General features: G+C 44.9%; 15 protein-coding genes. 5 read left to right on the top strand and 10 right to left on the bottom strand.

The genetic code is table 11. From position 1 onward, the window contains the following. Window positions 1-209 precede the first annotated feature (209 nt). Window positions 210-1151 (bottom strand): homoserine O-succinyltransferase, encoded by a 942-nt coding sequence (metA, locus tag HUB64_RS12755; RefSeq protein WP_173245787.1) that lies wholly within the window; start codon window positions 1149-1151, stop codon window positions 210-212. A 70-nt stretch (window positions 1152-1221) separates the two neighbouring features. Further along, window positions 1222-1641, bottom strand: a complete 420-nt coding sequence (locus HUB64_RS12750) for a YbaY family lipoprotein (protein ID WP_173497114.1) — start codon at window positions 1639-1641, stop codon at window positions 1222-1224. Between the two features lie 117 nt (window positions 1642-1758). On the opposite strand from HUB64_RS12750, the gene HUB64_RS12745 reads away from it, so the two are divergent. Next, window positions 1759-2502 carry an SDR family oxidoreductase gene (locus tag HUB64_RS12745; RefSeq protein ID WP_028760569.1) on the top strand — a complete coding sequence of 248 codons (744 nt, stop codon included), beginning with the start codon at window positions 1759-1761 and terminating at the stop codon, window positions 2500-2502. A gap of 99 nt (window positions 2503-2601) precedes the next feature. On the opposite strand, the gene ompW is transcribed toward HUB64_RS12745, so the two are convergent. The 8 genes from ompW to phhA all read right to left on the bottom strand — a co-directional run bounded on the left by ompW (window position 2602) and on the right by phhA (window position 10023). Beyond that, complete coding sequence (gene ompW, locus HUB64_RS12740; RefSeq protein ID WP_173497113.1) at window positions 2602-3249, bottom strand: outer membrane protein OmpW; 648 nt, start codon at window positions 3247-3249, stop codon at window positions 2602-2604. A 476-nt stretch (window positions 3250-3725) separates the two neighbouring features. Beyond that, window positions 3726-4382, bottom strand: coding sequence for a nucleotidyltransferase family protein (locus HUB64_RS12735; protein WP_254451457.1), 657 nt, complete (start codon window positions 4380-4382; stop codon window positions 3726-3728). Between the two features lie 76 nt (window positions 4383-4458). Further along, window positions 4459-4749, bottom strand: coding sequence for a hypothetical protein (locus tag HUB64_RS12730; RefSeq protein ID WP_028760572.1), 291 nt, complete (start codon window positions 4747-4749; stop codon window positions 4459-4461). 86 nt (window positions 4750-4835) lie between these two features. After that, the gene (gene maiA, locus HUB64_RS12725; protein ID WP_173497112.1) at window positions 4836-5486 is read right to left on the bottom strand and encodes a maleylacetoacetate isomerase; all 651 of its coding nucleotides are present in this window, start codon (window positions 5484-5486) and stop codon (window positions 4836-4838) included. 87 nt (window positions 5487-5573) lie between these two features. Then, a complete protein-coding gene (locus HUB64_RS12720; RefSeq protein ID WP_173497111.1) occupies window positions 5574-6560 on the bottom strand; it encodes a fumarylacetoacetate hydrolase family protein in 987 nt (328 codons plus the stop codon). 385 nt (window positions 6561-6945) lie between these two features. Continuing rightward, on the bottom strand, window positions 6946-8484 hold the full coding sequence (tyrR, locus tag HUB64_RS12715) for a transcriptional regulator TyrR (RefSeq protein ID WP_173497110.1): 1539 nt from the start codon (window positions 8482-8484) through the stop codon (window positions 6946-6948). A 268-nt stretch (window positions 8485-8752) separates the two neighbouring features. Next, complete coding sequence (locus tag HUB64_RS12710) at window positions 8753-9091, bottom strand: 4a-hydroxytetrahydrobiopterin dehydratase (protein ID WP_106650051.1); 339 nt, start codon at window positions 9089-9091, stop codon at window positions 8753-8755. 131 nt (window positions 9092-9222) lie between these two features. After that, on the bottom strand, window positions 9223-10023 hold the full coding sequence (gene phhA / locus HUB64_RS12705) for a phenylalanine 4-monooxygenase (protein ID WP_173497109.1): 801 nt from the start codon (window positions 10021-10023) through the stop codon (window positions 9223-9225). 321 nt (window positions 10024-10344) lie between these two features. Between phhA and galU the strand changes: the two genes are divergently transcribed. From galU to HUB64_RS12685, 4 genes are all read left to right on the top strand, one after another. Continuing rightward, window positions 10345-11253 carry a UTP--glucose-1-phosphate uridylyltransferase GalU gene (gene galU / locus HUB64_RS12700; protein ID WP_028760578.1) on the top strand — a complete coding sequence of 303 codons (909 nt, stop codon included), beginning with the start codon at window positions 10345-10347 and terminating at the stop codon, window positions 11251-11253. After that, a complete protein-coding gene (gene galE, locus HUB64_RS12695) occupies window positions 11253-12266 on the top strand; it encodes a UDP-glucose 4-epimerase GalE (RefSeq protein ID WP_028760579.1) in 1014 nt (337 codons plus the stop codon). The genes galU and galE overlap by 1 nt, the downstream gene beginning before the upstream one ends. A 91-nt stretch (window positions 12267-12357) precedes the next feature. Then, the gene (gene napF / locus HUB64_RS12690) at window positions 12358-12840 is read left to right on the top strand and encodes a ferredoxin-type protein NapF (protein WP_131523786.1); all 483 of its coding nucleotides are present in this window, start codon (window positions 12358-12360) and stop codon (window positions 12838-12840) included. Window positions 12841-12952: 112 nt separating this feature from the next. Beyond that, a complete protein-coding gene (locus tag HUB64_RS12685) occupies window positions 12953-13402 on the top strand; it encodes a polymer-forming cytoskeletal protein (protein WP_113938943.1) in 450 nt (149 codons plus the stop codon). The last annotated feature ends 53 nt before the right edge of the window (window positions 13403-13455 follow it).

The following is a 13455-nucleotide window of genomic DNA, read 5'->3' as shown; positions in this document are numbered from 1 at the left end:
GTTTACGCGAACGTAAAGCAAGTATTCCTTGGTCTAATGTGTCGATTTTATCGGGTGAAAATTGTCAGTAAGGATTTACAGCGAGGCAGGGATTAAGCACAGTCAAGTGTGGACAACAGAATCTAAGGGAGAGATAAATTAAGGGCTTTTGGGTATCAGCTTAGGTCACATCCATGTGACCACATCACCATAAAAGGCTAAAAAAAACCTTAGCGCGATTCCCACGGCGTCATCGCCGTCATATCACTTAAGTCATAAGGCGTTAACTGGTAAACGTAATAATTGAGCCAATTACTGACCAACAAACTACCGTGGCTGTGCCAGCGGGCAATGGCTTCGGCTTCTGGATTATTATTTCGATAATAGTTTTGTGGCACATTTGGCGTTAAGCCTTGGGCTAAATCCCTATGGTATTCATCGTTTAAGGTCGATTTTTGATATTCAGGGTGACCCATTACAAACAAGTTACGGTTATTGCGACTTAACACCAAATAGGCCCCAGCCTCATCAGATTCGGCTAACACTTGCAACTGCGGGTGTTGTCTAATTTCTTCCACATCCATCTCGGCAAAACGCGAATGGGGTGCAAAGAACTCATCATCAAAACCACGTAGCAGTGGGAAATGCTGACAAGTGCGCCTATGTACAAATACGCCAGAACGCTTCTGTTGCAATATTTTTCGATTTAAACCATAGAGATGATACAAGCCCGCATGGGCTGCCCAGCATAAAAACAACACTGAGGTGACATGCTCTTGGGACCAGTCGATGATTTCACGGATATGATCCCAATAAACCACATCTTCGAAATCGATTTGCCCAAGCGGCGCGCCTGTGATGATAAGACCGTCATAATTTTTATGGCGCACGGCTTCAAAGTCACGGTAAAAAGTATTCATGTGGTCGATGGAAGTATGCTTGGATTCTTTGTCGTGAATGCGCAGTAAATCCACATCGACTTGTAAAGGCGTGTTGCCCAGTAAGCGCAATAACTGGGTTTCTGTCTCGATTTTGTTCGGCATCAAGTTCAAAATCAGCACCTTCATCGGCCTGATATCTTGATTCGCCGCCCGCGTCTCGGACATAACGAAAATATTTTCTGACTCTAACACCCCTGCTGCGGGCAGATGATCTGGAATTCTAACCGGCATACCGCGCCTCTTCTGTTCGTAAATACTAACGGATTCGGCGCGTATGTCAGCTCACTTCTGAGCGGGCTAACTAGCCACCGACTTTCTCTAGCAGTATCGTCATTGGCTCAGTGGAATTGAGATCAATGTGATAGGCTTGAGTATTAATAAACAATAACTTATCACCCAACATAATCCGGGCCCCTATGGCATAAGTGTGACCGGGTTGGAACTGATCGCTACCAATCGCAAAACTGAATGGCGCGGGTGTCGCAGCACCTTGTTGCACGCGCTCCGCCATCACTATGGCTGGCACATCCATTTTTGAGACATCAAGCAGTTGCACTATGACCTTAGCATCGGCAGATAAGGCTATCCGTTCGCGATATAAGGTCTCGCCTTTTATCTCAACGATAGCATTAGGTGTCGCACAACCGGATAACACCCCCATGATGGCCATTAATGCTAAGGCTGTTAATCTCAACGCGCTTAAACGCAACCATTTGTTCATTTTGTTTCTCCTAATCATACATAAAGACTTCTAGATGTCCATACGCCCAAGCTATAAATCTTGTCTTGGTGAACATAACTTTCTATCATAAGCCACCATTTCGTTGCCGAAAAATCTATGACCCAAGCAACTGCAATCATTGTGGGAGCTAGCTCACAATTAAGTCGTGAACTTGCAAAGCAATTGGCAGATCAACAGGTTGAATTAGTCTTATTCGCCCAAGATCCAGAATCACTGCGCGATTTTGCCTTATCCTTGCCAACAAAAGTACAAGTTTTTGCACTTCAAATTGAACAACCTCAAGCCATCATCAACCAACTTGAATCAGTCTGGCAAACTCTTGGCGGCGCGCACTTAGTCTTAGTCAATACAGGCCTCAATAGCTATGACCCCGAGTTGCCTTGGCTACCGGAGCAAGACATTATCGATGTCAATGTGCGAGGTTTTGCTGCCATCTGCAATACGGCATTTAGACTATTTCGCGAGCAAGGTTATGGACAACTGGCGGCAATCAACTCGATTGCGGGCCTTCGCGGCGGGCCGAGTGTGGCCTATCACGCCTCAAAAGCCTTTGGCCAGAATTACCTTGAGGGCTTAAGTATGCATGCTCAGCGCCTTAAGTTACCGATTACGATTACCGATATCCAACTTGGTTTGCTCGATAAAGCCGCTATGCAGCAAAGTGCAATGTGGCTTGCACCATTGCCACAAGTCGCAGCGCAAATCATCAAGGCAATGAAACAAGGCAAACGCCGCGTCTATGTGACCAAACGCTGGCGCCTCGTCGCTTGGCTTACTGTGTTATTACCCGAATTTATCTATAACACTCGCCACTGGAAAGCTAAAAAGCCAAAGCGCTAAATCGGCTTAGCCTAAGTGGAACAGAACATAGCGCAATAAAAAGTGCAGAAACGAAAAAGGAGCCTAAGGCTCCTTTTTTACGCTTATCTGATCCGTAGATTAGAAAGTGTAACCCACGCTGACCATATAAACCCATGGGTTGATATCAGTGTCGATAACCACAGTGTCGCCCGCTAATTTAAACTTCACGTCACTGCTAATTTGTGCGTACCACACTGAAGCGTTCACTAACCAGTTTTTGTTAACTTGATAGTCAACACCTGCTTGTGCCGCTAAGCCCCACGAAGTGCTCATGCTCAAGTCAGTTAACGCACCATTTAAATCGTTGGTGAACTCATTGTCGAAGAAATTAGTATAGTTAACACCAACACCCACGTATGGACGTAATTTAGATTGCGCATCACCAAAGTAGTACTGTGCCACTAAAGTGGGTGGTAAATGTTTAGTTTCTGCAATCTTACCTACACCTTTTAAAGAAACATCGTGGCTAAAAGGTGTGGCAGCTAATAACTCAACCCCAAAGTTATCTGTCAGCATGTAGCCAAAGTTTAAACCCACTTGAGTGTTGTTGCTGATTTGGAACTCGCCGTTACCCGCAACATCATCACTTGATTCATTTGGCGCAACAACCACAGCACCCGCACGAACGATAATGTCACCCGCTTGGTGAGCCGATACAGAGGCAGAAAAACCAGCGGCTAAAAGGGTGGCAGCGACCAGTGTAGAAACAGTGTTTTTATTCATCATCATACTCCATATGTACAACATAGGTTTTTGTTTTGTATTACATCCTTAACAATTGACGCCTACACTGCCAGAGATATGCGGCTGATTTATTGATCCAAATCAAAGTGAGTGAGCAATACTCACTTATAGGTACTACACATGGGAGCTGAATCACGAAATTCAAACATTTATTGATAATACTCCTTTGTTTTCTGTGAGCCAAGTGTTGTATTAGCCATCACTAATGACTTCCGCAAGAGGTAGTGACCAATAACACCATAAACATTTTAGTAACAATAAAAAGCACTTAACTAAGAGGTTATTTGAACATTAATTTCAAATTATAGAGACGAGTTGAATGAGGATAAAAACAAAAAATGGACAAATAAAAACGGCTTGAGGATGATACCTATCATGTTAGATAACTAGATTGCATGGAATGACAGTGTGAGGCGGTTAAGTCAGTTTTAGACTGAACGAATAAGAAAGTGAGAAGATTAGCTTGAATAACAACACGTAAGCAAAGGATAGCGAGTTAGCCAGCCCTTAGTCGCGACTCTGTGATGAAACACGGGTAATGATCGCTTTGGATTGGCGCTCAATTTGAGGGCAAACAGGGAGTTCAGCCCAAAGGGAATCACCAGCTCAATACCGTAATATGTGGAATGATGATCAGTCTCTGTATCTACCTGAGTATCTGTCTCAACATGAGATTTTAAACACACCCCAACCGCAGTTTCTAACTCTGGCCAATGTGCCATAGCATCAATACAAGATGTGTAAGCCATGTCTTGATTGCGACTATGCATGCGCGCCTGATTCTTAACCGACCAAGGTAACTCAGGGGCAAGCTGATGAAGATAGGCTTCAATCGCCAGATCCCGCTCAGGGCTAATATCTAAAGGGCAAAAATAGATCAGATCGATATCGTTCAGTGGACTCAACTCAAATTCGTGCAAACGATCCCAGACTAAATTACGGACAAATCCCGCCGCCAGACACCACTGCGGCATTGAGTGTACTTTGGCACATTGAAGCGCGAGTTCAAGCGCCCTCACCCGCTCGCAGTCTTGAGCTATCCATTCGAGTAATTGATGCTCTAGCGCTGTTTCACTCATTGCATCATTCATAACATTATTCGTAGCAACACTCATGACATTACCCCTAGCACCACTCATAACAGTATCGCCCGCTTCAATATCAGATAAAAACACGGGAAAGACATTAGGCTTACTCCACTTCGCCATCGGTTTCTGAGCACTTTACGACCTCATGACAGAGTAAATAAACGAGACTATAAATCGGTGCCATTACCGCAAAACAAATCCAAAACCCATAGACATCTTTGTCTAGCAGATTAACGCTAACAGTAAAGATGGGCATGAACAGTAGCATCCATTTTATTACATTGAGTTTGTACAGTATCGGCTTATCACAATGACAGCAGCGTCCTTCCTTAATCGGCACATCCTTAGCGCCGAGTTTACCTTTGCAATACGGACATTTTTTACTGAAAAGCATTTAAACTCCATCGCTGAGATAAGACTCGCAAAGCAAGCCTCATCATCCATTCTTTCTATTCGTAAAAACCGTATCCGCGCAATTCGTTACACCGCATCCGCTTGGCGCTCTGGCGCAGCATTGGCAAAGGCTTCTAGCTGATTACACTCGGCCCACACGCGCATGATATTGGGATAAAGCGTTAAATCCACATTAAAACGCTGGGCGTTATACACCTGCGGCACTAAACACAAATCAGCTAATGTCACTGCATTTCCAAAGCAATAACGACCGCTATGCCGTGTTAACAAGGTTTCTAAGGCCGTAAAACCACTTGCGACCCAATGGTGATACCAAGTATTTTTGGCGGTGTCATCAGCACCTAAGGTTTGCGTTAAATATTGCAATACCCGCAAGTTGTTTAATGGATGGATCTCACAGGCGACCGTAAGTGCCATAGCGCGCACGTGGGCACGTTCAAGAGCCGATGCAGGCAATAATGGCGACTGTGGATGTATCTCATCAAGATATTCGATAATCGCTAAAGATTGCGACAAAGCATCCACATCCAGCTCATCATCCACCACTAAGGTTGGCACTAACTCTAAAGGATTAAGTGCAATGTAGGCCGCTTTATGTTGCTCGCCGCCATCACGCACGAGATGCACTGAAAACTGTTCGGCTGAAATCCCCTTGAGATTAAGGGCAATACGAACCCGATAGGCTGCACTGGAACGCCAATAACCGTAAAGTTTCATATTTTCATTTCCTTATAAAAGTCAGTATAAAAACGGGGCAATTAAGCCCCGTTAGTTTGAGTCGGTGTCGCCCTTTAAGGGAAAGCCTTAGGCTTTGTATTCAACCACTTTTTGATCGATAGAACCAAAAATGGTTACATCATTATCATCGAGCATTTCGATACGCACTGTGTCACCAAAACGCATAAATGGCGTAGTGGCTTTGCCTTCGGCAATCACTTCTAACATACGTTTTTCCGCTAAACAGCTTGAACCTGCGCTACGGTCATAGTTAGAAATAGTACCAGAGCCTATAATCGCGCCTGCGCCCAATGGACGGGTTTTTGCAATATGCGAAACTAACTGACTGAAATTAAAGGTCATATCAACGCCTGCATTCGGACGACCAAATAATTCACCATTTAAATAGGTGATCAGCGGTAAATGCACTTTCGAATCCTCCCAACGGACACCCAATTCATCCGGTGTCACAGCCACAGGCGAAAAACTGCTCGATGGTTTAGATTGGAAAAAACCAAAGCCTTTCGCCAACTCACCAGGGATCAAGTTACGCAATGACACATCGTTAACTAGCATCAACAATTTAATGTGCTTAGCTGCATTGTCAGTGCTCACGCCCATAGGCACATCATCAGTAATAACCGCAATTTCAGATTCGAAATCGATACCCCAGTCTTCACTCGCCAATGGGATATCCGCTTTAGGGGCAATAAAGCTGTCTGAGCCACCTTGATAAAACAACGGATCTGTCCAGAAGGTTTCTGGCATTTCTGCGCCACGGGCTTTACGGACTAACTCAACGTGATTCACATAAGCGCTACCATCGGCCCATTGGTAAGCACGCGGTAATGGCGACAAACACTTAGCTTCGTCGAACGCTTGCGCGTTATCTAACATGCCTTCATTTAACGCATCGTACAATTCTTGCAATTGCGGTCTCAGTAAATCCCAACCATCGAGTAATTGCTGCATAGTGTGGGCAATGGCAGGAACGGCAACCGTTTTAGTGAGATCGCGGCTGACTAACATCAACTGACCATCACGACGACCATTGTTATAACTTGCAAGTTTCATATTGGCTCCAGTGCTCTTCGGCTAGGTGTACAATTTTATTGTGCTGGAAAACACGCGACGTCACCCAGCTTATATTCGGCGATTTAAATCGAACTTTTTGACTCATTAAGGGCATACATGTTACGCAGTTCGCGCCAACGAGGCATGCTCTTTTACTTGCTTTAACGTATTTGTTGCGCGTAGAAATACCCGATGCAGCTCAAGATTCCTATAGCGTGACCAAAATCACATTTAGGTCAATTATTTCACATTTTGTAAACTAATCATTACGTTTATAACCTAGTTACCGCTTATCAATATCTCGGTAAGCAATATGCCTGAAAAGTCGGCAACATAAGTGGAACGATACTGTTACATTGACTGTGTCAACCCAACGAGACTCTGGCTAACGGCGCTTGGCTATCTTGTATTCACGCAGTTTATTAGCAATAGCTGTGTGTGATACACCTAGCTTTTTCGCCAACTGGCGAGTGCTCGGATAGGCCGGATATAATCGACGCAACAGACTCGCTTCAAACTGCTTCATTGCATCGTCCAGATTGCCCTCAAACTCATTATCAAAGTAACCAAAACCTTCGGCGTATGACGGCAATTTCAGCTGTTCTACCGTCAACTCGGCCGAGCCATCCCACATAGACACGGCTCTAAAGACCGCGTTTTTTAATTGGCGTACGTTACCTGGCCAAGCGTAGGTGAGCAAATGATCGCGGCACTGGGCCGAAATCCGCCGAACAGGGCTAGACAACTGTTGACTGTAATGTTCGAGGAACATTTCCGTCAGTGGAATGATATCGACTTTACGCTCACGTAATGACGGGATGTGATAACTCAGCACATGGATGCGATAGTACAAATCTTCCCTAAACTCGCCGGTTTGGCATAGTTCAGCTAAATTTTTCTGAGTCGAACAGATAATTCGCACATCAGCACGCACTTCTTCATCGCCCCCTATGCGTCTAAAAGTGCCATCTTGCAATAGCCGTAGCAGCTTAACTTGAGCTGCCCTAGACATTTCCGCCACTTCATCGAGAAATACTGTGCCACCCTTAGCTTCTTCAAAAAAGCCTCGTTTGACGACTTTGCCCTGACTGACGTAACCGAATAATTCTTCTTCGGCAGCGCTGTCGGGTAGAGCGGCGCAGTTGATGGCGATAAAAGGTTTTTCACGGCGCATCCCCGCATCATGGCTAGCTCTGGCCATTAATTCTTTGCCAGTACCCGTTTCACCCGTGATCAACAAAGGTGCATCGAGCTGGGCCATACGCCGCGCTTGCTTAAGCACTTCCTTCATCTTGTCACTGCTGGCTAATACATTTTCAAAGCCAGTGGTTTGGTTCTGCAGCGCGTTAAACTGTTTTCCAACGCGCGCAGGGGATTTCAGCGACACCACAGCACCAACCAAGATGGTTTTTTCATCCTCATCGGGTAGGTAAATCGGCAGCATTTCGGCAAGATACTCATTCGGACCAATTTGCACCCGCGCCGCTTGTGGCAATACTTGGCTTTCACTCAGCCAACGGCTGAAGTTAAAACCTTGTACCCAATGGTTTAACGACTCTTCGAGCACTTCGTGCTCACCCATGCCGATATTGAGCAAGGCGGACTCATTAACGATACGGATACGTGCCTTGGCATCGATAGAAAAAACGGAGTCGGGTAAGGTTTTGAGCAGGGTTTTAAGGGCGTAATGTTCTTGCTCTGAGGGCATAAATGACACCGTACGCACATCGTGCACACTTTCCACTTTGCGGATCTGCGGCATCAAGGCACTCAAGGTTTCAAAACTGATTTCGGCAAATTGTAAGTACAGGAATCCTTGGTTACTGGCATCAATAGCAATTAAATTAATACCATAACGCTCTAACACGACTAAGATATCTTTGGCTAAACCAACACGATCCTGACAGCTGACTTCCAAGCGCATAATGACTGATATTCCCTTTTTTGATTTGAATTTTGGGGATAAACCGTGCAGAGCTATTTTTCGCCTTAGGCTTTACAACAAAAATAACGCTTGCTAGGCAAATCGTTACCTTTGACGAAAACGTCAGCGATGAGGGGAAATAGCAGAGCCCGTATACGTTAGAAGGTTAAACTGAAAGTGGCAAGCCTAGTTTACAGTTGAATTGTAACAGGAAGAAAAAATCAGCATCATAAAACACATTAAGATGCTGATTAAATTGATTAAATAATTAACCTAGTAACTGGTCTGTCTTGGCGGCCATGATGAAGTCATTCTTATGTAGCCCCTTAATGGAGTGCGACCACCAAGTGACAGTCACTTTGCCCCATTCAGTAAAAATGCCTGGATGATGGAATTCTTCTTCCGCTAAATCCGCCAGCTTATTCGTGAATGCCATCGCCAGTTTAAAGTTTTTAAACTTGTAGACGCGCTCAAGTTGCATTACGCCGTCACGCACTTGCACGCCCCAGTCAGGGATCATACGAATAAGTTCTGCCAATTCTTCATCGGTCACTTTTGGTGCATCGGCTTGGCACGCTTCACATTTCATATTCGATAACGCAGTCATACATACTCCTGTTGGCAACATCAATAGAGACATTCAGTTGCACTTTACTCATTACTTATTAATTACTTAAATCACATGACTAAATTAGATGGCGACTTAAATGACACATCAAACCATCCATTGAACCGAGACTAGCTCGCCTTGGCTTTGGGAGGATATTTAGGAGCCAATAAACCTAACTGACGTGCCTTAGTGACATAACTCATGATGTCCATTTGGGCAATTTCATCAAGCATATCAATGTGCTCAATCACATAATAAATCGGCTGCATAATGTCGATGCGATATGGGGTTCGTAGCACATTCAATAAATCAAAGGGCTGACGTTCTGGCACGTCACTTTCCATTGCATATAAAGTTTCACCAGGTGAGCTTAAAATACCGCCACCATAGATACACAAGGGGCCATCTTTAGGCTGTAGCAAGCCAAACTCAACCGTAAACCAGTATAAACGCGCTAAAAACACCCTTTCTTCTTTGCTGGCATTTAAACCTAATTGGCCATACATATGTGAAAAATTAGCAAATGAAGGGTTGGTGAGCAAAGGGCAATGACCAAAGATTTCATGAAAAATATCAGGCTCTTGCAGGTAATCAAACTCTTCCTTACGGCGAATGAATGTCGCCACAGGAAACTCTTTATTGGCCAGTAGTTCAAAGAAACGGCCGAAGGAAATAAGCGCAGGTACGGCTGCCGTTTTCCAGCCGGTGGTCGCTTGCAATACAGTATCAATTTCAGTAAGTTGCGGAATACGATTCTTTGGCATAGCCAAGGCATCTAGCCCTTGCAAATACTCCTTACAGGCACGGCCAGGCAGGTTTATCGCTTGACGGGCATAAAGCTGGCTCCAAATCTCATGTTCTTCTTGCGGGTAGTTGATAAACCCTGTGTCATCAGCTCTGTGAGCGATGTACTCTGTTCCTTTCGTCATAGTCTTCACTTAGTGGCTAGCGCTCATGGAACCATAGTGATCTAAGCCTTTAAATTTGTTAACTCCCTCACACTTTATTCTTGCACCACTACTGTGACGTAAACGTAAAGCAAATATTACAAGGGTATTAAAAACGCCATGCAAGTGCACATCACCCATGCTGGATTAGATGCACTGTGCTACCTTTGCTAAAACTTACGTCGACTTCGCTGTAAAAATACTTAAATATCCTAAGTTTTCAGCGTTTCTAAATAGCTTTTCTGTGCAGGTCATTTACAATATTGGCCATTAACCGCATCTCCTTGACCTAAAAGGTTCGCAATGAAACAACATCAAATTCGTAAAGCCGTTATTCCTGTCGCAGGCCTAGGCACTCGTATGCTTCCAGCGACCAAAGCAATTCCAAAGGAAATGTTACCTGTTGTCGATAAGCCATTGATTCAATACGTAGTCAGTGAAGCTATCGCGGCTGGGATCAAAGAAATTGTACTCGTGACCCACGCCAGTAAAAACTCTATCGAAAACCATTTCGATACCAGTTTCGAATTAGAAGCCCAATTAGAACGCCGCGTTAAACGTCAGTTACTTGAAGCCGTACAATCCATTTGTCCTAAAGATGTAACAGTGATCAGCGTGCGCCAATCTCAAGCTAAAGGCTTAGGTCATGCGATTTTGTGTGCTAAATCTGTCGTCGGCGATGCACCATTTGCCGTATTGCTACCGGATGTGATCATAGATGAAGCCAGCTGTGACCTTCGTAGCGATAACTTAGCCGCTATGGTTGCCCTGTTTGATGAAACCCAAGTCGGTCAAATCATGGTGGAAGGCGTGCCACATAACGTCGTCAACCAATACGGTATTGCCGATGTGAATGGTCATGATTTACAACCGGGTGAATCTGAGCCATTAGTCGAACTGGTTGAGAAGCCAGCCGTGGATGAAGCGCCGTCTAACTTAGCCGTTGTAGGCCGTTATGTGTTACCAGCCAGCATTTGGCCACTACTGGCTAAAACCCCTGCGGGCGCAGGCGATGAAATTCAATTAACGGATGCGATTGCGATGTTAATGAAGCAAGAAACCGTAAATGCTTACTACATGGAAGGTAAGAGCCATGACTGTGGTAACAAGCAAGGTTATATGCGTGCTAACGTTGAATATGCCCTGCGCCACAGCGAAATCGGTGAAGATTTTGCACACTATTTAAAAACCGTTGTAAAAGGAATTAAGTAATGACGATTTTAGTGACCGGTGGTGCTGGCTATATTGGCACCCACACAGTAGTAGAACTGCTCAATGCTGGTAATGATGTGATTGTATTGGACAACTTGTCTAATTCAAGCATAGAAGCCTTAAACCGAGTCGAGCGGATCACTGGTAAATCGGTTACTTTCTATCAAGGCGATATTCTCAATAAAGCGTTATTGCAGAAAGTGTTTAACGATCATGCTATTGATTCAGTTATCCACTTTGCAGGATTAAAAGCGGTGGGAGAATCCGTCGCAAAACCCCTGAAGTATTATGAGAATAACGTTACGGGTACGCTTATCCTTTGCCAAGTCATGGCAGAGTTTAAGGTAAAAAATCTCGTATTCAGCTCATCGGCAACTGTGTATGGCGATCCCGCAAGTTTACCGATCACCGAAGACTTTCCCACAGGGGCAACAAACCCTTATGGTCAGTCTAAGTTGATGGTTGAACATATACTGGCAGATGTACACAATGCCGATCCGAGCTGGAATATCGCCCGTCTGCGCTATTTTAATCCGGTTGGCGCCCATGCCAGTGGCTTAATCGGCGAAGATCCTAACGATATCCCTAACAACTTGATGCCCTTTATTGCGCAGGTTGCCGTGGGTAAACGCACCGCCTTGAGCGTGTTTGGTAATGATTATCCGACTCACGACGGTACCGGCGTGCGTGACTATATCCATGTCGTGGATTTAGCCAATGGTCATTTAAAAGCGCTTGCAAAATTGGCCACTAAACCTGGTCTAGTGACCTATAACTTAGGCACAGGCCAAGGATATAGTGTATTAGACATGGTGAAGGCCTTTGAAAAAGCCTGTGGTAACACCATTGCCTACCAAATTGCGCCACGTCGCCCAGGGGATATTGCCGCCTGCTACGCCGATCCAACCCACGCAAGGGAAGATCTTGGCTGGCAAGCGACTCATACCCTAGAAGATATGGCCAACAGTAGCTGGCATTGGCAATCAACCAATCCCAATGGTTATAACGGCTAATAACTTGAATGGCTTGTGGAAATCTCCCAAGCCATTTTTCTTTACCCTCTAAATACCATCGCTTTACAGCATTAACCACCCGAGGAGCAACATGACTCAAAGTATTAATCACAGCCGTCGCAGCCTCTTTCGCCGGCGTAAAGATAATGCGATAAGGCCGCCTTGGGTACGTGATGATATCGAGTTTACCGATGCGTGTACTCGTTGTTCCGCCTGTCTTGAGGTTTGTGAAACTCACATTATCATCAAAGGTGATGGCGGATTTCCTGAAGTCTCCTTTAAGGACAATGAGTGCACATTTTGTACCCTGTGTGCTAAGGCTTGCCCTGAAAATATTTTCGATTTGACTCAAGCACCTTGGCAATACCAAGCCCATATTCAAGAAAGCTGCTTAACCTTTCAAGGGATCTGGTGCCAAAGTTGTAAGGATGCCTGCGAACCAAGAGCCATCAGTTTTGTGCTCAGTATTGGTCAGGCTCCGAGCCCCAAAATAGACCTTGGTCTTTGTACTGGATGCGGTGCCTGCGTAGCTCCTTGCCCTAGCAAAGCCATTGAGATAAAACGACCAACTTGATAGAAATACTGTAATTGCATTAACACATGCAGAGCTGTGCTTCTCATGGATTTTAAGCTAGTATCGCGCCTCTGTTGAACTCAGTTAATCCCTTCTCGAATTAAGTTAATTTATGATGATGTTTGTAAAAAAACTGTTTTTCCCGCCTAAAAAAAGTACCTCTTTTAGCTTTATTGCTCGAGGCACTAAACTCACGGGAAATATCGAATTAACAGGCGACGTGCTTGTTGGCGGTGATATCCAAGGTCAGCTGCTTTCTGAGGCCAATATCACCATAGAACAAGGCGGTATAATTCAAGGTGAAGTAAAGTGCCATGAATTTATCGTCGATGGGCACTTCAAAGGCAGACTCATTTGTGAGCGTTTAGTGATCCAACGTAATGGTGTTGTCGACGGCGAAGTGGCAAGTACCTCAATGCAAATCCTTGAGGGTGGCCAATTTATCGGGATGCGGATTAAAGAAGATGCACCAACCATTTATTCCCATGCAATAGGCCATACACCAACAGCAGATCCACTCAACTTACCGTCCGTGCAAAACGACGTCATAGAATCTCGTTAATCCGAAATGCATCACTATCATTTGCTCGCCGCCTTAGGTGAGCAGACTTTGAC

The sequence above is a fragment of the Shewanella sp. ISTPL2 genome (assembly GCF_013283205.1).
Classification (GTDB): domain Bacteria; phylum Pseudomonadota; class Gammaproteobacteria; order Enterobacterales; family Shewanellaceae; genus Shewanella; species Shewanella oncorhynchi.
This window is presented reverse-complemented; position numbering and strand designations above follow the sequence as displayed.